At 62.0% G+C, this 22959-nt stretch carries 23 protein-coding genes and 1 tRNA gene; 10 read left to right on the top strand and 14 right to left on the bottom strand.

The features are described 5' to 3' along the window. The first annotated feature begins 2 nt into the window (after positions 1–2). A complete protein-coding gene (locus HQ843_RS22490) occupies positions 3–1001 on the top strand; it encodes an asparaginase (RefSeq protein ID WP_180901108.1) in 999 nt (332 codons plus the stop codon). Positions 1002–1003: 2 nt separating this feature from the next. Here HQ843_RS22490 and HQ843_RS22485 read toward each other — a convergent pair whose 3' ends face one another. Beyond that, on the bottom strand, positions 1004–1465 hold the full coding sequence (locus HQ843_RS22485) for a MarR family winged helix-turn-helix transcriptional regulator (protein WP_180901109.1): 462 nt from the start codon (positions 1463–1465) through the stop codon (positions 1004–1006). A gap of 168 nt (positions 1466–1633) precedes the next feature. Here HQ843_RS22485 and HQ843_RS22480 point away from each other — a divergent pair, with 168 nt between their 5' ends. Beyond that, a complete protein-coding gene (locus HQ843_RS22480) occupies positions 1634–2059 on the top strand; it encodes an organic hydroperoxide resistance protein (RefSeq protein WP_180902070.1) in 426 nt (141 codons plus the stop codon). 88 nt (positions 2060–2147) lie between these two features. On the opposite strand, the gene tam is transcribed toward HQ843_RS22480, so the two are convergent. The 3 genes from tam to HQ843_RS22465 form a co-directional block, all read right to left on the bottom strand. Further along, positions 2148–2912 carry a trans-aconitate 2-methyltransferase gene (gene tam, locus HQ843_RS22475; protein WP_180901110.1) on the bottom strand — a complete coding sequence of 255 codons (765 nt, stop codon included), beginning with the start codon at positions 2910–2912 and terminating at the stop codon, positions 2148–2150. 3 nt (positions 2913–2915) lie between these two features. Further along, positions 2916–3566, bottom strand: coding sequence for a haloacid dehalogenase type II (locus HQ843_RS22470; protein ID WP_180901111.1), 651 nt, complete (start codon positions 3564–3566; stop codon positions 2916–2918). Positions 3567–4007: 441 nt separating this feature from the next. Continuing rightward, positions 4008–5063, bottom strand: a complete 1056-nt coding sequence (locus HQ843_RS22465) for a porin (protein ID WP_180901112.1) — start codon at positions 5061–5063, stop codon at positions 4008–4010. A 494-nt stretch (positions 5064–5557) separates the two neighbouring features. Here HQ843_RS22465 and HQ843_RS22460 point away from each other — a divergent pair. After that, positions 5558–5633, top strand: a tRNA-Ala gene (locus HQ843_RS22460). A gap of 32 nt (positions 5634–5665) precedes the next feature. Here the strand turns inward: HQ843_RS22460 and HQ843_RS22455 are convergent. From HQ843_RS22455 to HQ843_RS22440, 4 genes are read right to left on the bottom strand one after another with little or no spacing between them, the layout of a single operon-like run. Continuing rightward, a complete protein-coding gene (locus HQ843_RS22455) occupies positions 5666–6094 on the bottom strand; it encodes a DUF1178 family protein (RefSeq protein ID WP_180901113.1) in 429 nt (142 codons plus the stop codon). Between the two features lie 5 nt (positions 6095–6099). Beyond that, a complete protein-coding gene (locus HQ843_RS22450; protein ID WP_180901114.1) occupies positions 6100–6954 on the bottom strand; it encodes a carbon-nitrogen hydrolase family protein in 855 nt (284 codons plus the stop codon). A 10-nt stretch (positions 6955–6964) separates the two neighbouring features. Continuing rightward, complete coding sequence (gene grxC / locus HQ843_RS22445; protein WP_180901115.1) at positions 6965–7222, bottom strand: glutaredoxin 3; 258 nt, start codon at positions 7220–7222, stop codon at positions 6965–6967. A gap of 37 nt (positions 7223–7259) precedes the next feature. Beyond that, the gene (locus HQ843_RS22440; RefSeq protein WP_246710448.1) at positions 7260–7991 is read right to left on the bottom strand and encodes a ComF family protein; all 732 of its coding nucleotides are present in this window, start codon (positions 7989–7991) and stop codon (positions 7260–7262) included. Positions 7992–8111: 120 nt separating this feature from the next. Between HQ843_RS22440 and HQ843_RS22435 the strand changes: the two genes are divergently transcribed. Next, complete coding sequence (locus HQ843_RS22435) at positions 8112–8996, top strand: methyltransferase domain-containing protein (RefSeq protein WP_180901117.1); 885 nt, start codon at positions 8112–8114, stop codon at positions 8994–8996. 3 nt (positions 8997–8999) lie between these two features. Here the strand turns inward: HQ843_RS22435 and mutT are convergent, their stop codons facing one another. The 4 genes from mutT to HQ843_RS22415 form a co-directional block, all read right to left on the bottom strand. Continuing rightward, positions 9000–9398 (bottom strand): 8-oxo-dGTP diphosphatase MutT, encoded by a 399-nt coding sequence (mutT, locus tag HQ843_RS22430; protein WP_371822121.1) that lies wholly within the window; start codon positions 9396–9398, stop codon positions 9000–9002. Positions 9399–9412: 14 nt separating this feature from the next. Next, positions 9413–10171, bottom strand: coding sequence for a GNAT family N-acetyltransferase (locus tag HQ843_RS22425; protein WP_180901119.1), 759 nt, complete (start codon positions 10169–10171; stop codon positions 9413–9415). 181 nt (positions 10172–10352) lie between these two features. Further along, positions 10353–11588 (bottom strand): bifunctional glutamate N-acetyltransferase/amino-acid acetyltransferase ArgJ, encoded by a 1236-nt coding sequence (gene argJ / locus HQ843_RS22420; protein ID WP_180901120.1) that lies wholly within the window; start codon positions 11586–11588, stop codon positions 10353–10355. An 81-nt stretch (positions 11589–11669) separates the two neighbouring features. After that, positions 11670–12533, bottom strand: coding sequence for a peptidylprolyl isomerase (locus HQ843_RS22415; protein WP_180901121.1), 864 nt, complete (start codon positions 12531–12533; stop codon positions 11670–11672). Positions 12534–12868: 335 nt separating this feature from the next. Between HQ843_RS22415 and secA the strand changes: the two genes are divergently transcribed. The 4 genes from secA to HQ843_RS22395 all read left to right on the top strand — a co-directional run bounded on the left by secA (position 12869) and on the right by HQ843_RS22395 (position 19931). Further along, positions 12869–15643, top strand: a complete 2775-nt coding sequence (secA, locus tag HQ843_RS22410) for a preprotein translocase subunit SecA (protein WP_180901122.1) — start codon at positions 12869–12871, stop codon at positions 15641–15643. Between the two features lie 278 nt (positions 15644–15921). Continuing rightward, the gene (locus HQ843_RS22405) at positions 15922–18123 is read left to right on the top strand and encodes an anthranilate synthase (RefSeq protein ID WP_180901123.1); all 2202 of its coding nucleotides are present in this window, start codon (positions 15922–15924) and stop codon (positions 18121–18123) included. Positions 18124–18295: 172 nt separating this feature from the next. Then, complete coding sequence (locus HQ843_RS22400) at positions 18296–19210, top strand: cation diffusion facilitator family transporter (protein WP_246710197.1); 915 nt, start codon at positions 18296–18298, stop codon at positions 19208–19210. Between the two features lie 139 nt (positions 19211–19349). After that, on the top strand, positions 19350–19931 hold the full coding sequence (locus HQ843_RS22395) for an ATP-dependent Clp protease proteolytic subunit (protein ID WP_180901124.1): 582 nt from the start codon (positions 19350–19352) through the stop codon (positions 19929–19931). Positions 19932–19957: 26 nt separating this feature from the next. On the opposite strand, the gene HQ843_RS22390 is transcribed toward HQ843_RS22395, so the two are convergent. Continuing rightward, positions 19958–20335, bottom strand: a complete 378-nt coding sequence (locus HQ843_RS22390; RefSeq protein ID WP_180901125.1) for a winged helix-turn-helix transcriptional regulator — start codon at positions 20333–20335, stop codon at positions 19958–19960. A gap of 61 nt (positions 20336–20396) precedes the next feature. On the opposite strand from HQ843_RS22390, the gene HQ843_RS22385 reads away from it, so the two are divergent. After that, positions 20397–20717 carry a nuclear transport factor 2 family protein gene (locus HQ843_RS22385; RefSeq protein ID WP_180901126.1) on the top strand — a complete coding sequence of 107 codons (321 nt, stop codon included), beginning with the start codon at positions 20397–20399 and terminating at the stop codon, positions 20715–20717. 166 nt (positions 20718–20883) lie between these two features. Next, positions 20884–21402, top strand: coding sequence for a BA14K family protein (locus HQ843_RS22380; protein WP_180901127.1), 519 nt, complete (start codon positions 20884–20886; stop codon positions 21400–21402). 300 nt (positions 21403–21702) lie between these two features. On the opposite strand, the gene HQ843_RS22375 is transcribed toward HQ843_RS22380, so the two are convergent. Next, the gene (locus HQ843_RS22375) at positions 21703–22959 is read right to left on the bottom strand and encodes a class I SAM-dependent RNA methyltransferase (protein ID WP_180901128.1); all 1257 of its coding nucleotides are present in this window, start codon (positions 22957–22959) and stop codon (positions 21703–21705) included.

Genomic DNA, 22959 nt, shown 5'->3' with positions numbered 1-22959 from the left:
AGATGGCGAATCCGGTTCTGGTGGAAGTCACCCGCGGCGATGTCGTCGAAAGCCGCCATCGCGGCATGATCGCCGTTGTCGATGGCGCCGGAACGGTCGCCTATGCCGCGGGCGATATCGAGGCGGCGGTGTTTCCCCGCTCGGCCTGCAAGGCGATCCAGGCGCTGCCCTTCGTCGAAAGCGGCGCGGCGGATGCCTTCGGGTTCGGCAACAGGGAAATCGCGTTCTCGGCCTCGTCCCATTCCGGTGAGGATGCCCATGCCGAGCTGGCGCGCGAGATGCTGGCAAGGGCCGGGCGCTGCGTCGACGATCTCGAATGCGGCGCGCACTGGTCGTTCCAGCAGAAGGTTCTGATCCATCAGGCCCGCACCCGCGACAAGCCGGACGCGCTCTGCAACAATTGCTCGGGCAAGCATTCCGGCTTCATCTGTGCCTGCGTGCATCAGGGCATCGATACGAAGGGCTATTCCGGTTACGATCATCCGCTGCAGGCCGAGATCCGGGCGGCGATGGCGGATGTCACCGGCGCGCCGGTCGGCCGCGATCTCTGCGGCATTGATGGCTGCAACATCCCGACCTATGCGGTTCCGCTGAAGGCGCTGGCGCAGGGCTTTGCGAAGCTCTGGACCGGGGAGGGGCTATCCCCCTCGCGGGCCAGGGCCGCAAACCGCATTCTGTCCGCCTGCATGGCCGAACCCTGGTACGTCGCCGGCACCAGGCGGGCCTGCACCGAGTTGATGTCGCTGGCGCCGGGACGGATATTCGCCAAGACCGGCGCGGAAGGCGTGTTCTGCGCCGTGCTGCCCGAAAAAGGCCTCGGCATCGCGCTCAAATGCGAGGACGGGACGACCCGCGCGGCCGAAGCGATGGTGGCTGCGGTGCTTGCGCGCTTCATCGGTGACGATGCAGTCGCGGCAAGACTTTCGGACATGGCCGCCACGACGCTTGCGAACTGGAACGGTACCGATGTCGGCGCGGTTCGGGCGGTTCTGCCGAACTGAGTTTAATCGGCTGGCGCCAGCAGCCGCTTGCGCAATGCGTTCAACTCACCGAGCAGCATCTGCGCCTGTTCGAGACTGCATCCGGTCCTGACCGCGATCGCGGCCGCGACGTTGCGGGCCTTTTCCCGCGCGGCATTGCCCTTGTCGGTCAGGGCCAGATCCACCCGCCGTTCATCCTCGCGACCGCGCTGGCGCCTGATGTAGCCCGCGGCCTCAAGCCTTTTCAGCAGCGGTGACAGCGTTCCGGAATCGAGCCCCAGCCGTCGCCCCAGCGCGTTGACGGTCAGCGGCTTGCCCTCCCACAGCACCATCATCGCCAGATATTGCGGATAGGTCAGGCCGAGCTCCGCAAGCAGCGGCTTGTAGGCGCGCTGAAAGGCGTGCTCGGTCGCATAGACAGCGAAACAGAGCTGGTTGTCGAGGTTCAGAAGCGGTTCTGGGCCGTCATTTTCGTGGTGTTTCATGCGCCCACTATAATATGCGAGACAGAGTTTGTAAAATTATATTGCGAACAATTTAATTGTGAGCTATACAAATAATCATGCGCTGAGCGGGGAACCGAACCCGTCGCTCGCGCGTCGTGTCAACAGGTTCGAACAGATGCGCTACCGGCGCGAAGGAGAACGAAGATGATCAAGACACTTTACACCACCAGGGCCACCTCCACCGGCGGTCGCGAAGGCACTGCCCGCAGCGAGGATGGCGCGCTTGAGGTCAAGCTCGCCCTGCCGAAGGAAATGGGCGGCCCCGGCGGCGAAGGCACCAATCCCGAGCAACTGTTCGCGGCTGGCTATTCTGCCTGCTTCACCTCGGCGCTGTTCAATGTCGCCGGCAAGAAAAAAGTCAAGCTGCCGGCTGAAACGCGGGTGACTGCAACGGTCGGCGTTGGTCCGCGCGATGATGGCGAGGGCTTCGGCATCGAGGTGTCGCTTTCGGTCGCCATTCCCGGCCTCGATCGCGAGACCGCCGAAGATCTGGTGAAGACGGCCCACATCGTCTGCCCCTACAGCCATGCACTGCGGGTCAACTACGAAGTGCCGGTTTCTGTTTCGGAATAAGCCGGACTGTCGGAAGCGGGGCGTCGGGATGGATATCTCCCGACGCCTTTTTTATTTGAAGAAGAAACCGGGTTTCCGCCCGGTCCCGTCAACACGCCACGATAAACAGGCGCTGGAAGCGCAGCAGAACTTCTCCGGTTTCCGTGACCGGGTAGTTGCGCGCGATCCGCTTGGCATAGGCGGCCACAAAGGACGGCCGATCATGCGCCGGGATGCGCTCGAGATAGGGGCGCAGGCCGGTGCCCTTGACCCATTCGACGATCGCTTCGGCATTGGGAAGGGGATGATGATAGATGATGTGAAAGATATCCACCTTGGCGCAATGCCGCCGCAACGCCTCGTAATAAACCGATGGAGCCGGCAGCTTCCTACGATGGCTGGTGCTGTCGTCGAAGGCGTCCGCCCACGGTCCTTCCCTGGCCGTCTCCACCATCGCGACATGGCTGGGTTCGGATAGATTGTCGGGCATCTGGAGCGCGAGCGCACCGCCCGGCGCGAGGCTCGCCGCAAGCCGCTGCAGCACCGCGATATGGTTCGGCACCCACTGGAAAACGGCGTTGGAGAACAGCAGGTCCGGCCTGGTTGACGGGTTCCAGTGGACGAGGTCGGCCTTCTCGAATGCCGTATCCGGCATCCGCGCACGCGCTTTCTCCAGCATGTCGTCGTCAAGCTCGATGCCGGTGAGTTCGGCGTCCGGGAACCGCGCCTTCAAGAGCTCGGTGGAATTGCCCGGTCCGCAGCCGAGATCGTAGATCCTGCGCGGGGCGATATCGGGAAGCGCGTTGATCAGGTCGCGGGCAGGGCGGCTGCGCTCGCCTTCGAATTTCAGATATTGCGCGGCCGACCAATCCACTGCTCAAAGCCCCTCCAGCGTCGGCAGGATCAGGCTCGGCCCCATCCCCTCATATTCGTTCGGGGTCTTGTGGCGGTTGATCCATACCGTGCGGAAACCGAAATTGGCCGCGCCCGCGATATCCCAGCGGTTGGAGGACTGGAACGAGATCGCCTTCGGCTCGACCTGATAGGTTCTGGTCACCAGCTCGTAGACCTGAGGGGCGGGCTTGTAGAGGCGGAGGGTTTCGACGGAAAACACATCGTCCAGCAGGTTGCCGATCTTGGCGTTGGTGACCGCCGCATCCAGCATTTCGCTGCTGCCGTTGGAGAGGATGGCGACCTTCACATTGCGCGCCTTGAGCCCTGCGAGCACAGCCGGCACCTCGTGGTAGCAGTCGAGCGTCCAGTAGGCGGCGAGCAGGTCGGCGCGAAGCGTCTTGTCGATAAGGCCGACGGAATGCATCGCGAAGTCGAGCGCGCGCTCGGTCAGCGTCCAGAAATCCTCATAGGAGCCGGTCAGCGTCAGCACCCACGAATATTCGAGCTGCTTCGCCCGCCAGATATTGGACAGCAGCTTGTATTGTCCGCCGGCGCGATCCTGATGCCTGCGGGCTGCCGAATGGACGTCGAAGAGCGTGCCGTAGGCGTCGAAAATATAGACGGAGGATGCCATTGAACGGCCTTTGAATGCGATTTGCGCGTTGCCCCAGTATTAGGCCTTTCAGGCTGAAATGGAAGCAGTTCTGTTTGTCTAAGCCGGCCTTCGACGCGAAGAAGCCCATGCGGCACAGCCTTGGCGAAAGGTTTCGACTGGAGCATAGGGCGATCAGTTGGCATCGCCCGATGCTCCAGATTCTTTATTTTAACGCGTCGGGTTAACGAAAAACCGGTTTCCACTTTTTTCGCCCGACGCTCTAAGTGGAGGGCCGGTTTCGGCAAATGCCAGAAAATCATCCCGGCAGAGTGCCCGGGTCGTGGCGACGCGGCCGGCTGCGTCGACGGCATGAACCTGAAGGACGTGCTTGGCCAGATCGCCGCCAATGATGCACCCGTTTGCATGACAAAAGCCGCGGCAGGCTGCTACGGCTCCTGTCTTTCATGCTTGCGGCTGCAATCAGAAATCGCGTTCGAGACGCAACCAGCCGAACCAGTTCTGCTGGTTCCAGTCGTCGTCGAGGAAGGCGTAGTTGAGGTTGGCGCGGACGTGGAAATTGTCGACCACCGACCAGTCCGCCGTGGCGCCCGCTTCCCAGAAGGTCTTGTCGTTGCTGGCGACATTGTATTGCGTCTGCGGCGCCAGGATGAGGCTTTCCGTGACGTTGAAATAGTAGTTCGCAGCCACCGCATATTTCATATAGGTGCCGGCGATCGGCGAATCGTTCCAGTTGTCGGCGGTGAAATCCGGCGCGAATGAAATGAAACCGCTTTCATAAAGCCCGGCGATTTCGAATGTGCCCGGACCGATGCCAAAGCCCATCCAGGGGCGCAGGGCATAGTTCTCCGTCTGGGTGTCGTAGGCGAAATCGAATCTGGCGTAATGGCTGTCCGAAGGCTGGTAGCCGATTCGGCCCGATACCGCCATTTTCGGCGTGGCGGTGCCGGTGATGGCTGTCGGCAGCACGTCGGCCTGGACGCCGAGCACAAAATTATCGGCGTTGTAGGCAAGCCGCACGGAATTATAGCGGGTGGTGTTGTCGATATTGTCGAGTTCACCCCAAAGGTCGTCATTCCAGTAGGATTTGAAGTAGCCGACGCGAACGGAAACGGTGTCGCCGAGGTCGACGTAGAGATTGTCGAGCTTGAACTCGCTGTCGTCGCCATTGGCATAAACATAAAATTCCGGGACCATGACCGAGGTGAGGGTGCCGAGCTCGGTGTCGGTCTTGGCGGTGATCTGGAAGTTTGCCTTGGTATAAGGCGACCAGTCGCTGTCATCGGCGGACCCGGTCTGGATGCCGCCGAACTGGGTTTCGAAGCGGACGTAGCCGCCGATGTTCAGGCAGGTCTCGGTGCCCGGAATGTAGAAATAACCCGCGCCGAAGGCGTCGCAGACCTCGACATAATTGGCGGGCGCCGGCTCGATCGCCATCACGGGATCGGCGGCGCTGGCCTCAGTGGCGGCCAGAGCCGCCAGCGAAGCGGAGCCGATAAGCAATACGTTGATCTTCATGAACGGATGTCTCCAACAATTGACACGTAATGTGAATGCAGGACGCCACGACGCACTCTTGTTATTCGGTCAACCGGTTACTGGCGATTGCGCGGCCACTATACGTTGACAAACGCCCAAGACAATTGCCGGAAGCGAGACTCTACACGGTTGAAGAGCATTTGCTTCGATTTCACATCGGGGTGTGTTGATTGGGCAACTTTCGCCGGCGAGGCGAGGTGCGCCATGGTCGCTAGATGCCAAAGGGACAAAAATATAAGTTAAAACAGTGAATTAGGCGTTCTTTTGCCTAAATCTCACAAAGCGGCGGGCGCGGTGGATGAAGCCAAATGATTGTTTCCAAAGGCAGTCACGAGCCGCGTGTCGCGCCGCCGGGAGAATCCGCCTTGCACGGAGAGCTTGCGCAGCTTCGAGCTTATGCCGATCCGCCAGTTTTCACGCCGATGACGCTTGCTAGAGGCGGCGGATTGGAGTATCAGCGCTGTGATGTTATCGGGGCCGTAGCTCAGCTGGGAGAGCGCTGCAATCGCACTGCAGAGGTCGGCGGTTCGATCCCGCTCGGCTCCACCAATTTCCCTTTGCCATTGCTCAATCGGGTTCACTCAGTTCTTGTCGTCCGGCAGGATCGGCAGCGGCATGATCTCGATGCCTTCCTCCAGGAGATCGAGGACCTGATCGGGACTGGCTTCGCCGATAATGCCGCGTTCCTCTGCCTCGCCGTAATGGATCTTGCGGGCCTCGTGCGGGAAGCGTTCGCCGACATCCTCGGCATTGGCGCGGATTTCGGCCACGGCCTTGCGCAGCTTGTCCACCGCCTCGCGCTGGGCATGGTCGATCAGGGCGGCCTTGCGGCTTTCCTGCTTGCGGGCGGTGGCGACCTGCGGGGCCATCAGGCTTTTGGAAACATTGGCGGAATTGCAGACGGGGCAGGTCAGGAAGCCGCTTTCGAGCTGTTTGTCGAAATCGGCGCTGCCGGCGAACCAGCCATCGAAATCGTGGCCGTTGTCACAGGAAAGAGCGTAATGGATCACGGCTTTCAGACTTCCCTAACAGGCCGCGTATCGACCTCGTCCACGGAGAAGGAGCGGATATTTTTGAGGTTCGGAACCTTGCCGCGCGCAGCCGTCACGGCATCGGTGTCGATCTCGGCGATGATCACCGCCTCGCCCTCGTCGCCCGCCTCGGCAATGATCCTGCCCCAGGGGTCGACGATCATCGAGTGACCGAAGGTCTCGCGGCCGTCCTCGTGCAGGCCGGCCTGCGCCGCGGAGATCATATAGGCGCCGTTTTCGATGGCGCGGGCGCGCTGCAGCACATGCCAGTGCGCAAGGCCGGTCTGTCTGGTGAAGGCGGCGGGGGCTGTCAGGACGTCGGCGCCGGCAAGCCCATAGGCGTTGAAAAGGTCGGGGAAGCGCACATCATAGCAGATGCCGAGGCCGATCGCGGCGAAGGGCAGGCGGGCAAGCACCGCGTTTTCGCCGGGGCGATAGACCGCGCTTTCGCGCCAGCTTTCACCATTGTCGAGGTCGACATCGAACATGTGGATCTTGTCATAGCGGGCGAGGATATCGCCGTCCGGGCCGAACAGCAGGGCGCGATTGGCGATCATGCCGCCTTCGAGCGGGATCGCGGTCGAGCCGATATGGAGATAAATGCCGTGTTCGCGGGCAAGATCACGCGCCGTCTTGACGATGACGTCATCCTGTTCCGGCTTCAGCACCGCCATCAGCCCCTTGCGGTTCTTCTGCACCGCGCCGGTCATTTCAGGCGTCTGAAGATAGGTCGCGCCATGGCCCGCCGCCTGATGCACAAGGCGGGAAAGCGTCTCGGCGTTTTCCTCGGGATCGGTGCCCGAGCGCATCTGCAGGGCGGCGGCCTTGAAACGGGTCATCGTGTTTTACCTATGCCGCAAGCAGCGGATCGAGCTTGCCTTCGGCGTCAAGCGCGTAGAGATCGTCACAGCCGCCGATATGGCGGTTGTCGATGAAAATCTGCGGAAAGGTGGCCCTGCCGCCGGCACGGTCGATCATTTTCGCGCGGGCATCGGGTGTTTCGGTGGCATTGAATTCGGTATAGGCAACGCCCTTCCGGTCCAGCAGCGATTTGGCGCGGGCGCAAAAACCGCAGAAATCGCGGGTATAGATATCAACATTCGCCATCTTCGGTCGTGCCTCCTTTTGTGAGCCTGACAGGCCTTCATATAGTTTCATCAAGCACGCGTGCAAAGGTCAAAATGCTGACATCGGCGGTGCCGTGGCGTTTCAACAGACGCGCCGCCGCCGAAACCGTGGCGCCTGTGGTGTAGACGTCGTCGACAAGCAGGATGCGCCTGCCGAACACCATATCCTCGCTGTGCGGGGCGAGCACGAATGCGCCGCGCACATTGTCCTCGCGGGCGGCCCGTGTGAGGCCGACCTGCTGGATGGTGCGCTTCCTGCGCCGGATAAGTCCCGGCAGGAACGGCTTGCTGGAAAGGCGCGCGAGATGGCGGGCAAGCTCGGCCGACTGGTTGAAGCGGCGCGCCATCATCCGGGTCGGATGCAGCGGCACGGCGGCAATGCCGTCGCATTCCCTGACCATGCCGTCTTCGGCGCGCAGCATCCAGTTCGCCATCATCACCGCCAGATGGGTGTTGTCGCGGTATTTCAGCGCATGGACCAGATTGCGCACCGTGCCGGAATAGAACGCCGCCGAACGCAGCCGGTCGAAATCCGGCGGATGGGCGATCGCCTCGGCGCTCAGGATACCCTCGCCGAGATCATGCGAAAACGGGGTGCCGAGCACCGCGCAGAACGGTCGCTCGATAAAGCGTATATCGCTCCAGCAGGTCATGCACAGCGCGCGATGCGAACCGGTATTGCGCCCGCAGGAGGCGCAGACCGGCGGATACACCAGATTGCCGAGAGCATTGAGCGCGTCGAGCGCCATCGCCTCGGAGCGGGCGGCAAGGATTTTGAGAAGCGATGGTTCGGGCGCGTCCATGTTCTTGACAGTAGCGTGCTTTAAGATGCATTTCGAGGCCGATCCGCCGGGAAAGGACATTCAGTCATGGAACAGGTTTTCGATACGGCCCGCGTGGCGAAAAACCGTCTGCGCGCCTTTCAGAAGGGCCAGAAGGGCGCCGATTTCCTGCTTGATATCGTGGCCGAGGAAATGGCGGACCGGCTGGCCGTGGTCGAGCGCCGTTTCGACAAGGCGGTCGAGTTGCATGGCGTCACCGGCATCGTGGCCGCTGCCGCCCGCGCCTCCGGCAAGGTGGGCGAGATGGCGCGCGTCGAGACCGATGCGGGTTTTGCGGGCGAGGGAGAGCGGCTTACGCTTGCGCCGCTCGAACTGCCGGGGCTTGAGGATCAATCGCTGAACCTCGCGCTGTCGCCGCTTGCCGCCCATCTCATCAACGACCTGCCCGGCTATTTCATCCAGATCCGCAGGGCCTTGAAACCAGATGGCCTGTTTCTGGCGGCCATTCCCGGCAGCGGCACGCTCGCCGAACTGCGCGATTGTCTGCTTGCCGCTGAAATCGAGATCTATGGCGGCGCGAGCCCGCGGGTGATCCCGTTTGCCGATGTCCGCGATATCGGCGGCCTGCTGCAGCGCGCCGGCTTCACCCTGCCGGTGGTCGATCAGGAAACCTATACGGTGCGCTATGACACGCTGTTTTCGCTGATGGCAGATCTCAGGGCGATGGGCATGGCCAATCCGCTTCTGGGACGCTCCGAAAAGCCGGTCAGCCGCCGGTTTTTCCTGCGCGCCGCCGAACTTTACGCCGAGCGCTACGCCGATCCGGACGGTCGCATCCGCGCCAGTTTCTCGATCATCCACGTTTCGGGATGGAGCCCGCACGAAAGCCAGCAGAAACCGCTGAAGCCGGGCTCCGCCAAGGCCCGCCTTGCCGATGCGCTGAACACGGAAGAGATCAGGCTGAAGCGGTAGGCCTCACAGCAAGTCCTGCAGGATCGGGATCAGCGGTTCGTCGGCGGGCGGCATCGGGTAGTCGCGCAGGTCTTTGGCGCGGACCCATTTGATTGCCTGTCCTTCCTGGCCCGCTGGAATGCCCTGATAGCGGCGGCAGACGAACAACGGCATCAGCAGATGGAAATCGTCATAGCTGTGGCTGGCGAAGGTCAGCGGCGCGAGGCAGGCCACCTTGGTGGTGATGCCGAGTTCTTCTTCGAGCTCGCGGATCAGGCAGGCCTCGGGCGTCTCGCCCGGTTCGACCTTGCCGCCGGGAAATTCCCACAGGCCCGCAAGCGACTTCCCCGCCGGGCGCTGCGCCAGCAATATCCGTCCGTCGGTGTCGATCAGCGCGCAGGCTGCGACCAGAAGCATTCTCATGGAGCGATCATCCGTCATTGTTGTTCCCGCCAGTACCGGTAGCGATAGGCCTCGGTGAATCCAAAACCCTGATAAAGCGCGATCGCGGCTGCGTTTTTCGCCGTAACCTGAAGCCACGCCATGCGCGCGCCCCGACCCTTGGCCCAGCGCAGCATGGCTGCGGCAAGCTTGCGGCCATGGCCTTGTCTGCGGGCGCCGGCGGCAACGGCAAATGCCTCGATGCCGGCCATGTCGAAATCATGCACCGCAAGCCCCGCCGCATAGGCCTTGCCTTGCGCGCTCTCGCGGATGAACAGGCCGTGGGCGGGCTTGATGGCGGTCACCACCTCGGCAAGCCCGGCCTTGGTGAGGCCTTTGACCGGGTTGATCGCAAGCGATGCATCGACGAAGCGGCCGACATCCTGGCTCGGCAACAGTTCGACCGCGTCCGCGGCCTGAAACTGCTGAAGATCCACGGTCATCACCAGGCTTTCGTCAAAGGTTTCCGCGCCTTCCGAGGCGAGATATTCGCCGATCGCGGCCGGCGTCAGCGGGGTTTCGCGGATCAGCAGCGGGCGGCCGAAGGCGGCATAATGGCGTCTTGCCTTTTCCAGCCGGATTTCCATATCGGCGATATCGGACCGGTCCAGCACCGACAGGCTGTTCAGCCGCTTTGATGGATGGCCGGCCGTTACCCGAAGCTGCCAGGCGCCATCGTAAAGCACATTCTTTGCCGGCCATGCGCGCAGTCCCATGGCTTCCAGTCGACGGACAAGCGGAAGATCAACGTTCAAGATTATTCCGATTCTGTGACGATCCGTTTTGGTGCATCTATCGCAAGCCCGGCAAAAAGCGGCGACCGGTTCTCGTCCGGACTTGCGTTAAATCAAAGGATTAGAGTGGGGAGGTTTGGCTGTAAACACGGAGCCTCTTTTGAGGCGCTCTGTGTTGCGCTGCGGCAACGCGGAAGCGCGCTCAGCTTCGGTAATCGCCGTTGATGGCCACATATTCCTTGGTCAGGTCGCAGGTGTAGACCGTTGCCTGACCGTCCCCGATCCCGAGATCGGCGCGGATCGTGATCTCGTCCTGCCGCATCACGGCGGAGGCGTGGTCTTCCGAGTAGTCCGGATCGCGTTCGCCCTCGAAGGCCACGCGGATATCGCCGAACCAGATCGCGAGCCGGTCGCGGTCCGCCTTCTCGCCGGCCTTGCCGACGGCCATGACCACGCGGCCCCAATTGGCGTCCTCGCCGGCAACGGCGGTCTTGACCAGCGGCGAATTGGCGATCGAGCGGGCGATCTCGAAGGCGGCGCGATTGCTCTCGGCGCCGGTGACGTTGACGGTCACCATCTTGCGCGCGCCCTCGCCATCGCGGACGATCTGGAGCGCGAGGTCCTTCATCAGGGCGTGAAGGGCGGCGCGGAAATCGTCGAGGCGGGGATCATTGGCGTCGGTGACGGGGTCCTGACCGGGGGCCTTGCCGGTGGCGAACACCAGAACGGTGTCCGAGGTCGAGGTGTCGCTGTCGATGGTGATCGCATTGAAGCTTTCGCCGACGCCTTCGGAAAGCAGCGCCTGCAGCGCCGGCGCGGAGATGGCCGCGTCGGTTGCGATGAAGGAGAGCATGGTCGCCATGTCGGGAGCGATCATGCCGGCGCCCTTGGCCATGCCGTTGAGCGTCACGGCGATGCCGTCGATCGTCGCGCCGCGGGTTGCGACCTTGGGATAGGTGTCGGTGGTCATGATCGCTTTTGCCGCGTCCTGCCAGAAATCAGGTTTGGCTTCAGCGGCCATGCCGGCCAGCACACCGGCAAATTTGGAGGCGTCCAGCGGCTCGCCGATCACGCCGGTGGAGGCGAGGTAGACATCGCCCGTGCCGCAGCTTGCGGCTTCGGCGGCCGTTTTCGCCGTCAGCGCGGTCGCCTCGCTGCCTTTCTTGCCGGTAAAGGCATTGGCATTGCCGGAATTGACCACCAGAACCCTGGCCGTGCCGTTGCCGAGATTGGCGCGGCAGAAATCGACCGGGGCGGAGGGGCATCTGGAGCGGGTGAAAACGCCGGCGACAGCAGTCGGCTCGTCGAAGATCATCATCATCACATCGGTGCGGCCCTTGTACTTGATCCCCGCGCTGGCGGTTGAAAGGCGCACGCCGTCGATGACGGGCATGGGGGGCAGGGACCTGGGCGCGAGCGGAGATACGGCAGTCGACATGATGACCCTCTTCTGGGCCGGGCGGCGGGGCCGCTCCGGCCGGATAAAGCACCGGCCCGCGATGATGCGGGCCGGAAGTTTTTATTGCTGCTGCATTTTATTGACGGCGTCGTAGCTTGCTTGCAAGTCCTTATCTTCGATGACCACCGTATCGTCGCCCTTCAGCGCGTTGACGGCCTCGTTGTATTTCTCGCCGGCGACGAGCTGCTGGAGTTGCGGCTTGATCTGGTCGAAGGGAACCGGCGGCTTCTCGCGCTTGTCCTCGACCTCGATGACATGATAGCCGAAATCGGACTTGACCGGGGTTTCGGTATATTTGCCGGGTTCCAGCGCGAAGGCCGCATCCTCGAATGCCGGCACCATCTGGCCCTTGGTGAAATAGCCGAGATCGCCGCCGTCAGGACCGCTCGGGCCGGTGGAATGCTCCTTGGCCAGTTCGGCGAAATCGGCGCCGTTGTCGAGCTCCTTGATGATCTCGTTGGCTTCTTCCTCGTTGTCGACGAGGATATGGCGGGCATGGACCTCTTCCGTCTTCGGCGCCTTGGCGATCTCCTCATCATAGCGCGCCTTGAGCATGTCGTCGGTGATCTGTGCATTGATCATCTGGTCGAAATAGGCGTTGTAGAGTTCCTGCTGTTCCAGATGCTCCATCCGGGTCTTGAACGCATCGGTCTGGTCGAGGCCCTCATCCTTGGCGGCGTCCGAAATCAGCTTCATGTCAACCAGGCTTGAAAGCGCGATCGCGCGCATCTGGTCTTCGGGCATCTGGCCGAACTGGCCCTTGAACTGATCGACCGTATCCTGAAGCTCTTCCTGAGTGATCGGCGTGCCATCGACGGTCGCGACCACGGTCTGGCCGGCATCGGTGTCCTGCGCGAACACCGGCGCGGCAAAGCTGACGGTCGTTGCGAGCAGCGCTGCGGCTGCCAGGGTTCTTTTCTGCATGAGTTCACCTTTTCGTTTGTTTGAACGTAGTCGTTGCGGCCCGTCGTTATGCGCCGATGAATGCCCGGGAATGTGGTGGGCGCTGCTTTATCCGTCAACGCAAAACGGTGTGTTGCGTTGCAACCTTTCCACTTTTTAATATGAAGCCAGGCTGAATGCGGACCGGTTTTCCGCCGGTTTCCCGCCATTGTCGCGCGGCCTTTGACGTTGACATAGCCTGACCCCCCTCTTATCTGTCTGCCAAGCCAGCGTCGATAGACGTCCGGCGCGCATACGATGCGAACAGGGCGCTGCATAGAGTTTAAATATGACAACTTTCGGAAAGAGCTATTGAAATGGTCTCACTCGGTGGCGTAGCCCGCAAATTGTTCGGTTCGGCCAACGAGCGCCGCGTCCGTGCCTACAGACCCCGCGTCGTCGCGATCAATGCGATGGAAGAGCAGATTTCGGCCCTTTCGGATGAGGCCCTGGAGGCCAAGACCGAAGAATTCAAGAAGCAACTCGCGGACGGCAAGACGCTGGACGACATTCTCGTCGAGGCTTTCGCGGTGGTGCGCGAAGCTTCAAAGCGGGTTCTCGGCCTCAGGCCTTTCGATGTCCAGCTCATCGGCGGCATGATCCTGCATGAAAATTCGATCGCCGAGATGAAGACCGGCGAAGGCAAGACCCTGGTCGCGACCCTTCCGGTCTATCTCAACGCGCTTGCCGGCAAGGGCGTTCACGTTGTCACCGTCAATGACTATCTGGCGCGGCGCGACAGCGAGCATATGGGCAAGCTCTACGGCTTTCTCGGGATGACAACCGGCGTGATCCATCACGGTCTCGACGACCGCCAGCGCAAAGAGGCCTATACCGCCGATATCACCTATGCCACCAATAACGAACTCGGCTTCGACTACCTTCGCGACAACATGAAGATGCAGCGCGCCGAAATGGTGCAGCGCGGGCACAATTTCGCCATCGTCGACGAAGTGGACTCGATCCTGGTCGATGAGGCACGCACGCCGCTGATCATCTCCGGCCCGCTCGATGACCGCTCCGATCTTTACGTGTCGATGGACAAGATCATCCCGATGCTGAACGATGGCGATTACGAGCTCGATGAAAAGCAGCGCTCGGCCAACTTCTCCGAAGACGGCATGGAAAAGCTGGAGCAGCTCCTGACCGAAAACGGCATGATGAAGGGCGCGTCGCTTTACGATATCGAGAACGTCGCCATCGTCCACCACCTCAATAATGCGCTGAAAGCCCACAAGCTGTTTTCGCGCGACAAGGACTATATCGTCCGTGACGGCGAGGTCGTGATCATCGACGAGTTTACCGGGCGCATGATGCCGGGCAGGCGCTATTCCGATGGCCAGCATCAGGCGCTCGAGGCCAAGGAAAACGTCAAGATCCAGCCGGAAAACCAGACGCTCGCCTCGATCACCTTCCAGAATTATTTCCGCATGTACGACAAGCTCGCCGGCATGACCGGCACGGCCGCGACGGAAGCGGAGGAATTTGCCAATATCTACGGCCTCGACGTGGTCGAAGTGCCGACCAATATGCCGATCGCGCGCATTGACGAGGACGACGAGGTCTACCTGACGGTGCAGGAAAAATATCTCGCCATCGTCGAGGAGATCAAGGAAGCCAAGGCCAAGGGCCAGCCGGTTCTGGTGGGCACCACCTCGATCGAGAAATCCGAGCTTCTGGCCGCCGCTCTCAAGAAGGACGGCATCGATGATTTCGCCGTTCTGAACGCGCGCTACCACGAACAGGAAGCCTTCATCATCTCGCAGGCCGGCGTGCCGGGCGCGCTGACCATCGCCACCAACATGGCCGGTCGCGGTACCGACATCCAGCTTGGCGGCAATCTGGAAATGCGGATCGAGGCCGAGCTTGGCGATACCGAGCCGGGCACCGAGATCGTGACCAATGAGCAGGGCGAGCGGGTGGAAGTCGCCCGCAAGTTTACCCCGCCGGGTCCCGAACGCGAGGCGCGGGAAAAGGAAATCCGCGCCGATGTCGCGCGGCTGAAGGAGCAGGCGCTTACCGCCGGCGGCCTCTACGTGATTGCCACCGAACGCCATGAAAGCCGCCGCATCGACAATCAGCTGCGCGGCCGTTCCGGCCGTCAGGGCGACCCCGGCCGCTCGAAATTCTATCTCTCGCTTCAGGACGACCTGATGCGCATCTTCGGTTCCGACCGGATGGAGAGCATGCTCACCAAGCTCGGCCTGAAGGAAGGCGAGGCGATCGTCCATCCATGGATCAACAAGGCGCTGGAACGCGCGCAGAAGAAGGTCGAGGCCCGCAACTTCGATATTCGCAAGAACCTGCTGAAATACGACGACGTCATCAACGACCAGCGCAAGGTCGTGTTCGACCAGCGCAAGGAGCTGATGGATTCGGAGGAAATTTCCGAAATCGCCAGGGAAATGCGCGAGGAAGTGGTCGAAAAGGCCGTCAAGGCCCGTATTCCCGAGCGCGCCTATGCCGAGCAGTGGGATGTCGCTGGCCTCAAGGAAGATTGCCTGCGCATCCTCAACCTCGACCTGCCGATTGAAAAATGGGCCGAGGAAGACGGCATTGCCGAGCCGGAAATCGAAGAGCGCATCAACGAGGCCGCCAGGCAGATCGAGGCCAATCGCGCCAAACAGGCCGAGCAGTTCGGGCCGGACGTGCTGAAATATGTCGAGCGCCAGGTCACCATGCAGGCGCTGGACCATCTGTGGCGCGAGCATATCGTCAATCTCGACCATCTGCGGTCCGTCATCGGCTTCCGCGGTTATGCCCAGCGCGATCCGCTACAGGAATACAAGGCCGAGGCATTCGAGCTTTTCAGGGTCTTGCTTGGCGGTATGCGCGAAGTCGCGGTCTCGCAGCTTTCGCGCGTCCAGCTCGTGCGCGAGGCTCCGCCGCCGCCGCGACAGGAAATCAACCCCGCGCAGGTGCGCGCCAGCCACATCGATCCGGCTACCGGCGAAGACGAGATGGCCGGCGAGCAGGTCGCTTCCGGCGATGCCGCGACCATGCCCGCGGAGTGGAAAAACACCGGCCGTAACGAGCCGTGCCCCTGCGGTTCGGGTCTGAAGTTCAAGCATTGCCACGGCAGGCTGGCCTGAGCGGTCCAACGCGTTTGAAAGTCGGGACCGGGGCGGCAGCCGACTTCCCGCTTGCCAGCGCTTTGCGGTTACGGTACAAAACCTGCATGACGATCACGATGAACAACATTGCAAACTGGTGGTGGGCTCGCTAACGGCGGCCGCGATCACGCATGTTCAGTTGATCTGACGAAGCCGCCCTCAAACGAGGCGGCTTTTTTGTTTTGGGCCGTCTTTGCAAGGGCTTAAGATGACCAGAATGCGGGAAAAACGCCGCATTACCGAGGTGGAGCAGGAAAATGAGCCTTCATGAACGGCCCGATGGCGGCGAGAGCTATCTGACCAGAGGCGGCGTGACAATTACCCGCACACGGCGTTTCGTGCCCTATGACGACGCGATATCGAGCTATATCGAGCGTCTCGATTCGCGGCGCGGCGCGGTGCTGTCCTCCAATTACGAGTATCCGGGCCGCTACACCCGCTGGGACACCGCCGTCATCGATCCGCCGGTGGCGATCTCCTGCAATGGCCGCAACGTCTGGCTCGAGGCCTTCAACGGCCGGGGGGAGGCGCTGCTCGACCTGATGCTGCCGGCGCTGGAAACGCTCGACGCCGTGACCGTTCTGTCCCGGGAGGCCCGTCGCATCGATCTCAAGGTGGCCGAGCCCGACCGGCAGTTCACCGAGGAGGAGCGCTCCAAGGCGCCGACCGTTTTCACCGTGCTGCGCGCGATCGCCGATCTGTTCCATTCCGACGAGGATGCGAGCCTCGGCCTTTACGGCGCGTTCGGCTACGACCTCGCCTTCCAGTTCGACGCCGTCGCGCTGAAACTCGAACGCCCGCAAGACCAGCGCGACATGGTGCTGTTCCTGCCCGACGAGGTGCTGATGGTCGACAACCATGCCGCCAAGGCCTGGATCGACCGCTATGATTTTGAAAAGGACGGCGTCACGACCGATGGCAGGGATGGCGAGATCGAGCCCGATCCGTTCCGCCCGTCCAACAGCGTGCCGCCGAAAAGCGATCACCGGCCAGGCGAATATGCCGGGCTCGTGACGCGGGCCAAGGAAAGCTTCGTGCGCGGCGACCTGTTCGAAGTGGTGCCGGGCCAGCAGTTCATGGAGCGTTGCGCAAGCCAGCCCTCGGCGATTTCGAAGCGACTGAAGGCCACCAATCCCTCGCCCTATTCGTTCTTCATCAATCTCGGCAATCAGGAATATCTGATCGGCGCCTCGCCGGAAATGTTCGTGCGCATCACCGGCCGCCGGGTCGAGACCTGCCCGATTTCCGGCACCATCAAGCGCGGCGAGGACCCGATTGCCGACAGCCAGCAGATCCTGAAACTGCTCAATTCGCAGAAGGACGAATCCGAACTGACGATGTGCTCGGATGTCGACCGCAACGACAAGAGCCGCGTCTGCGAACCGGGCTCGGTCAAGGTCATCGGCCGGCGTCAGATCGAGATGTATTCGCGGCTGATCCACACCGTCGACCATATCGAGGGCCGGCTCAGAGAAGGCATGGATGCCTTCGATGCGTTTTTGAGCCACGCCTGGGCGGTGACCGTCACCGGTGCGCCGAAGCTCTGGGCGATGCGCTTCATCGAGAGCAACGAGAAGAGCCCGCGCGCCTGGTATGGCGGCGCGATCGGCATGGTCGGCTTCAACGGCGACATGAATACGGGGCTGACATTGCGCACCATCAGGGTCAAGCAGGGCGTTGCCGAGGTGCGCGCCGGGGCGACCCTGCTCTACGATTCCGATCCCCATGAGGAAGAAGCGGAGACCGAATTGAAGGCTTCAGCCATGCTTGCCGCGATCCGCGAGGCGGACGCGGAAAAACGCGCGCCCGCCGTGCGCACCGTCGAGAAGGTCGGCAAGGGCCTCAAGATCCTGCTGGTCGATCATGAGGACAGTTTCGTTCACACCCTCGCCAATTATTTCCGCCAGACCGGCGCGGAGGTCGCGACCGTGAGGTCGCCGGTGGCCGAGGAGACGTTCGACCGGGTCGCGCCCGATCTCGTGGTGCTGTCGCCCGGTCCGGGAACCCCGAAGGATTTCGACTGCAAGGCGACGATCAGGAAGGCGCGGGCGCGCAACCTGCCGATCTTCGGCGTCTGCCTGGGCCTGCAGGCGCTGGCGGAAGCCTATGGCGGCACGCTCAGGCAACTGGCCGTGCCGATGCATGGCAAGCCCTCGCGCATCCGCATCCTCGAACATGGCCGGCTGTTCGATGGCCTGCCCAACGAGATCACCGTCGGGCGCTACCACTCGATCTTTGCCGATGCGGTGGCGCTGCCGACCGATTTCACGATTTCCGCCGAGACCGATGACGGCATCATCATGGGCATCGAGCATGTCAGCGAGCCGGTAGCCGCCGTTCAGTTCCATCCTGAATCGATCATGACGCTCGGCGGCGATGCCGGCATGCGCATCATCGAGAATGTCGTCGGCAAATTGGTCGTTCATGCCGATGTTACAGGCCGGAAAGCTGTCGGCTGAGGCTTGCGGACAAGATCGTGATTGAGTAGCAATGCAAAGCGGGCCTCTCCGGCCCGCTTTGCATTTGACCGCCGTTAATCTCGGGTACACGCCTACATTCTGCAATTTTAAATCGTCATGAAGGAAGCCGCCCGGTTTCCCGAACGATTGTGAACGCCACGGGGAGAGCGCAATGAGCACAGGCCATGCCCACGGAAAAAGCATGCCCCGGAAGCTTGCCTTTGCCACAATCCCGCTGTCGCTGCTCGTGCTCGCGATCAAGCTTGCTGCCTGGCATCTGACCGGCTCGGTCGCCCTTCTTTCTGACGCGCTGGAATCGATCGTCAATGTGGTCGCCTCGATCGCGGCCTTCATCGCCATCGTCTATGCCTCCAAGCCTGCCGATCACGATCACCAGTTCGGTCATCACAAGGCCGAGTATATTTCCGCTGTTGTCGAGGGCGTCGCGATCGTCGTGGCGGCGCTTCTGATCTTCAGGGAAGCAGCCGCCGAGATGCTTCATCCCACCATGCCGGACGACATCTATCTCGGCCTTGGCGTCAATGTGGTGGCAAGTCTTATCAACGGCGTCTGGGCCTATGTGCTGATCCGCGCCGGGCGCGCGGCGCGCTCGCCGGCGCTTGTCGCCGACGGCAAGCATATCCGCACCGATGTCGTCACCTCGATCGGCGTGGTGATCGGGCTCGGGCTGGCGCTTGCAACCGGCTATGCGATCTTCGATCCGCTGATCGCGCTTGCGGTCGCCGCCCACATTCTCTACGCCGGGTGGACGCTGATCAGCGAATCAGTCGGCGGGCTGATGGACACGGCGCTCCCGCCGGACGAGGCGGAAGCCCTCCGCCGGGCGATCGCCGACAATGCCGCCGGCTCCTCCGATGTCCACGACCTGCGCACCCGCAGGGCGGGTTCCGCCGCCTTCATCGATTTCCATCTGGTGGTGAGCGCCGACATGACCGTTGGCGAGGCGCATGACATCTGCGACCGGTTGGAAGGTGCGATCAAGACGGCGATCCCCGGCTCCTCGCTTGCCATCCATGTCGAGCCGGAAGGGGTGAAGGCCCACGGCGTGCGGGTCCGGATCGAATGAGAACGTGAGGGCCGGGGTTTGCCCCCGACATGCGCAGGCGTTTTCTCGGGCGGCTCGGGGCCACAAGCCCGTCAGACATTGTAATAGCCGTATATTCGCATTAAGTCGGTTGGCAGTTCCCTGATTCTTGGAGATACCGATGAGCGAAGAAGACGACGACAAGACGACCGAACTGCCTCTGGGCAAGGAGGCGGAAGCCAACCTGTTCAAATCGCGCTCGATCTTCATCTATGGCCCGATCACGCAGGAACTCGCTCAGCGCGTGTGCTCGCAGCTTGTCGCAATGGCCGCCGTTTCCGACGAGGATATCCGCGTCTTCGTGAACTCGCCGGGTGGTCATGTCGAATCGGGCGATTCGGTCCACGATCTGGTCAAGTTCATCAAGCCGAAGGTGATCATGATCGGCTCGGGCTGGGTCGCTTCCGCCGGCGCATTGATCTTTGCGGCAGCGCCGAAGGAAGATCGCATCTGCCTGCCCAATACCCGTTTCCTGCTGCACCAGCCCTCCGGCGGCACCCGCGGCCCGGCTTCCGATATCGAGATCCAGGCCCGCGAGATCATCAAGATGAACGAGCGGCTGATCAGGATTTTCTCGAAGGCCACCGGTCAGTCGGAGGAAAAGATCGCCAAGGATATCGACCGCGATTACTGGCTTTCGGCCGAGGAAGCGATCGAATACGGCCTGGTCTCGCGCATTGTGACCAGCCAGAGCGAAATCTGATCATTGGCCCGTGGCGCATCAATGCGTCACGGGCTACGAAATTCGGGCTTCTGCCCCGCCCAGGTCAAAAGCGCGTCGAGCGCGGGGCAAAGCGCCTGCCCCCAGTCGGTGAGGCGATATTCCACCCTTGGCGGCACCTCGGGATAGACCACCCGGCGCACAATGCCGTCGGTCTCCAGCGCGCGAAGCTGCTGGATCAGCATTTTCTGCGAAACCTCCGGGATCGCCCTTTCCAGCTCCGAAAACCGCATCACCGTGCCGCCGAACAGGTGGAACAGGATCACCAGTTTCCATCGACCTTCCAGAAAACGCAGCGCGGCTTCCACGCCCTCAGCCGCAGATTCGCGCGTGTGTTCATGCTTACTTTCGGGTGAGTACCCAACTTTTTCGTTCGTACTTGTCATTTTTTCAGATTAGACCACATTTCCCCGGCGCGCAATGAAACCAGCAGACGAGGAAACCACCATGCTCGACCTACCGAAACCGATCGCCGCCTACCTGGCCGCCGATGCCGGCGATACCGATGCCATAAAGCAGTGCTTTGCCGAAGATGCCACCGTGCGCGACGAGGGCAAGACCCACACCGGAAGGGCGGCGATCGCCGCATGGAAGGCAAGGACAGCCAGCGAATATCAGTACACCAGCACGCCGGTCGCCGCCAGAACCGATAGTGGCAGGCACGTCGTCACCGCGCATGTCGCGGGCAATTTCCCCGGCAGCCCGGTCGATCTCGACTATGCCTTTACCCTGGAGAACGACCTTATCCGGACGCTGGAGATCGGCTAGCCAGCGCATATTCTTTTGAACCTCCCGTCGGTTTCAAACGTTTATCGATCACTAAACAAGCCGTTAATGCTGAGTTCAGGTGGCAGGTTTTATGGTGGTCACAGTCAGCAACGGAACCCATCGGTTTCGGTATTGCGAACAACAACGGGAGTAGCAGATGTTGAATATGGCAAGAAAAACGGTCGCAGCAGCGATTGCATCCGCCGTGGTCGCGGCGAGCGCTCTGCCGGCACAGTCCATGCCGATCTCCATGAACCCGACGGGCGTCGCCAGCTCGAATATCGAACTGGTCGATGGCCGGGGCTGGGATCGCAACCGGCACCAGGCTTATAATGGCGGCCGCAACAACAACAATTACGGCAATCGCGGCGGCTATTACAACGGCTACGGTAATCGTGGCGGCAACTACCACCATGGCGGTCGTCGTCCGCCGCCTCCGGGCCCGAACTGGGGCTGGGATGACAACAATGATTCCTGGGTGCCGCTCGCCATTTTCGGCGCCGGCGCGCTGATCATCGGCGGGGCGATTGCTGCCGGAAACAACAACCGTCCGCAGCAGACCAACGGGCTGAACCCCAAGCATTATGCCTGGTGCGATAACCGTTATCGCTCCTACCGGAGCTACGACAACACCTTCCAGCCTTATAACGGGCCGCGCCAGCAGTGCCTGTCGCCCTACTACTGAGTTTGTCCGGCAGGATGATCGAGACCCCGGCGGTTTTCCGCCGGGGTCGGACTGCTGACAAACCTATCCTTTTTTACGGACGTCATCCTCGGCCTTGTGCCGAGGATCTAACCACCGTTCCGCACGAGCGGCGTTGGCGTTTCGTAATGGACTGTGTAGTTGAATTGTCTTTTCGTCCGAGACGCTTGTCGTGTTGATACGTGCTTAGATGCTCGGGACAGGCCCGAGCATGACGGCGGAGAATGAGGCAGGCTTTGTCAACAAACTGACCCCCGACGGATTTTCCGCCGGGGTTTTGGTTTATCTGACCCGACTGAGAAGCGCTATCGCTTCCACGTGAGAGGACCAGAGAAACTGGTCGATCGGGATGACCCGCTCGATCCGGTAACCGCCGTCGACGAGTAGCCGCAGATCCCGGCCAAGGGTGGCGGGATTGCACGAAACCGCGGCGATCTTCGCGACCTTGGAGCGGGCAAGCTCTTCAGCCTGTTCGCGCGCGCCCGCGCGTGGCGGATCGAACACCGCGCCGTCGAAGCCTGCAAGCTCGCGCGGCAGCAGCGGGCGGCGGAACAGGTCGCGTCGCTCGCTCGTCACAGCCTTCAGTCCCTGGCGGTTGCGCACGGCGACATCGAGCGCGGCAAGGGCAGGCGCGTCGAATTCGACCGCGTGAACCTTGGATTTTGCGGCCAGCCGCAGGGCGAAGGTGCCGTAACCGCTGAAGAGATCGGCGACGTGACGGGCGCTTTTCAGATGCTTCGCCACCAGCCCCGCCATCACCTCCTCTGCCTCAAGGGTTGCCTGAGCGAAGCCCGAGGGCGGCGGATTGACCTTGGTTCCGGCAATGTCGAGGACAGGGCGCACCGGTTCGACAATGATCTCGTCCTCATAGGTCAGGCGGGCAATGCCCTTGACCGCGATGACCGCGCGGGTCGCGGCCTGGCGGCGCTTTTCGGATGGCGGCTTGAGCCCTGAAAAACCGATATCGAGGCCGGTTTCGGTGTCAAGCACGGCGATCCGGAAGGGGTCTGTGCCGGTTGCCAGAATGCCGGCCAGTAGGCGCAGGGCCGGCAGGCGCGAAAACAGCGCCGGCGACAGCACCGGACATTCCTCGATTTCGACGATGTGATGGCTTTCCGGGCTGGAAAAGCCGAGCACGATCCTGCCTTCGGTCCGGCGCGCGGAAAAGGTCGCTCTGCGGCGCTGGCCGGGCGCGGCCGTGACCAAAGGGTCGACCGGACAGTCGAGGCCGTTGGCTGCAAGCGCGTCGATTACCACCTGGCGCTTGAAGGCCTGATAGGGGGCGGCGGCCAGATGCTGGAGGGTACATCCGCCGCAGGTGCCGTTCTTGCCGTCCGGGCCGAAATGCCGGCAGGCGGGCGCCACGCGCTCGGCCGCCGGTTCCAGCAGCGCGAGCATTGTGCCGGAGGATTTGTGCCGCGCGATGGTGATGCGCTCTCCGGGCAATGCGAACGGCACGAAGACCGGGCCGTCGGGCGTGGATACGATGCCATCGCCCTTTGCGCCCAGCTTTTCGATGGTCACGGTTTCGGCCGCCAT

It is taken from the genome of Martelella sp. NC20 (genome assembly GCF_013459645.1).
GTDB lineage: Bacteria > Pseudomonadota > Alphaproteobacteria > Rhizobiales > Rhizobiaceae > Martelella.
The sequence above is the reverse complement of the archived record's forward strand: the minus strand, read 5'-3'. Positions and strand labels throughout refer to the sequence as shown.

Bases quoted from the DNA above. Each gene is read 5' to 3' on its own strand.
- argJ (WP_180901120.1), bottom strand. From the start codon at position 11,588: ATGTCGACTGCCGTATCTCCGCTCGCGCCCAGGTCCCTGCCCCCCATG.
- HQ843_RS22450 (WP_180901114.1), bottom strand. From the start codon at position 6,954: ATGACCCGTTTCAAGGCCGCCGCCCTGCAGATGCGCTCGGGCACCGAT.
- secA (WP_180901122.1), top strand. From the start codon at position 12,869: ATGGTCTCACTCGGTGGCGTAGCCCGCAAATTGTTCGGTTCGGCCAAC.
- HQ843_RS22490 (WP_180901108.1), top strand. From the start codon at position 3: ATGGCGAATCCGGTTCTGGTGGAAGTCACCCGCGGCGATGTCGTCGAA.
- HQ843_RS22465 (WP_180901112.1), bottom strand. From the start codon at position 5,063: ATGAAGATCAACGTATTGCTTATCGGCTCCGCTTCGCTGGCGGCTCTG.
- HQ843_RS22435 (WP_180901117.1), top strand. From the start codon at position 8,112: ATGGAACAGGTTTTCGATACGGCCCGCGTGGCGAAAAACCGTCTGCGC.
- HQ843_RS22385 (WP_180901126.1), top strand. From the start codon at position 20,397: ATGCTCGACCTACCGAAACCGATCGCCGCCTACCTGGCCGCCGATGCC.
- HQ843_RS22400 (WP_246710197.1), top strand. From the start codon at position 18,296: ATGAGCACAGGCCATGCCCACGGAAAAAGCATGCCCCGGAAGCTTGCC.
- HQ843_RS22485 (WP_180901109.1), bottom strand. From the start codon at position 1,465: ATGAAACACCACGAAAATGACGGCCCAGAACCGCTTCTGAACCTCGAC.
- HQ843_RS22390 (WP_180901125.1), bottom strand. From the start codon at position 20,335: ATGACAAGTACGAACGAAAAAGTTGGGTACTCACCCGAAAGTAAGCAT.
- HQ843_RS22415 (WP_180901121.1), bottom strand. From the start codon at position 12,533: ATGCAGAAAAGAACCCTGGCAGCCGCAGCGCTGCTCGCAACGACCGTC.
- mutT (WP_371822121.1), bottom strand. From the start codon at position 9,398: ATGAGAATGCTTCTGGTCGCAGCCTGCGCGCTGATCGACACCGACGGA.
- HQ843_RS22440 (WP_246710448.1), bottom strand. From the start codon at position 7,991: ATGGCGCTCGACGCGCTCAATGCTCTCGGCAATCTGGTGTATCCGCCG.
- HQ843_RS22380 (WP_180901127.1), top strand. From the start codon at position 20,884: ATGGCAAGAAAAACGGTCGCAGCAGCGATTGCATCCGCCGTGGTCGCG.
- grxC (WP_180901115.1), bottom strand. From the start codon at position 7,222: ATGGCGAATGTTGATATCTATACCCGCGATTTCTGCGGTTTTTGCGCC.
- HQ843_RS22375 (WP_180901128.1), bottom strand. From the start codon at position 22,959: ATGGCGGCCGAAACCGTGACCATCGAAAAGCTGGGCGCAAAGGGCGAT.
- HQ843_RS22405 (WP_180901123.1), top strand. From the start codon at position 15,922: ATGAGCCTTCATGAACGGCCCGATGGCGGCGAGAGCTATCTGACCAGA.
- HQ843_RS22470 (WP_180901111.1), bottom strand. From the start codon at position 3,566: ATGGCATCCTCCGTCTATATTTTCGACGCCTACGGCACGCTCTTCGAC.
- HQ843_RS22395 (WP_180901124.1), top strand. From the start codon at position 19,350: ATGAGCGAAGAAGACGACGACAAGACGACCGAACTGCCTCTGGGCAAG.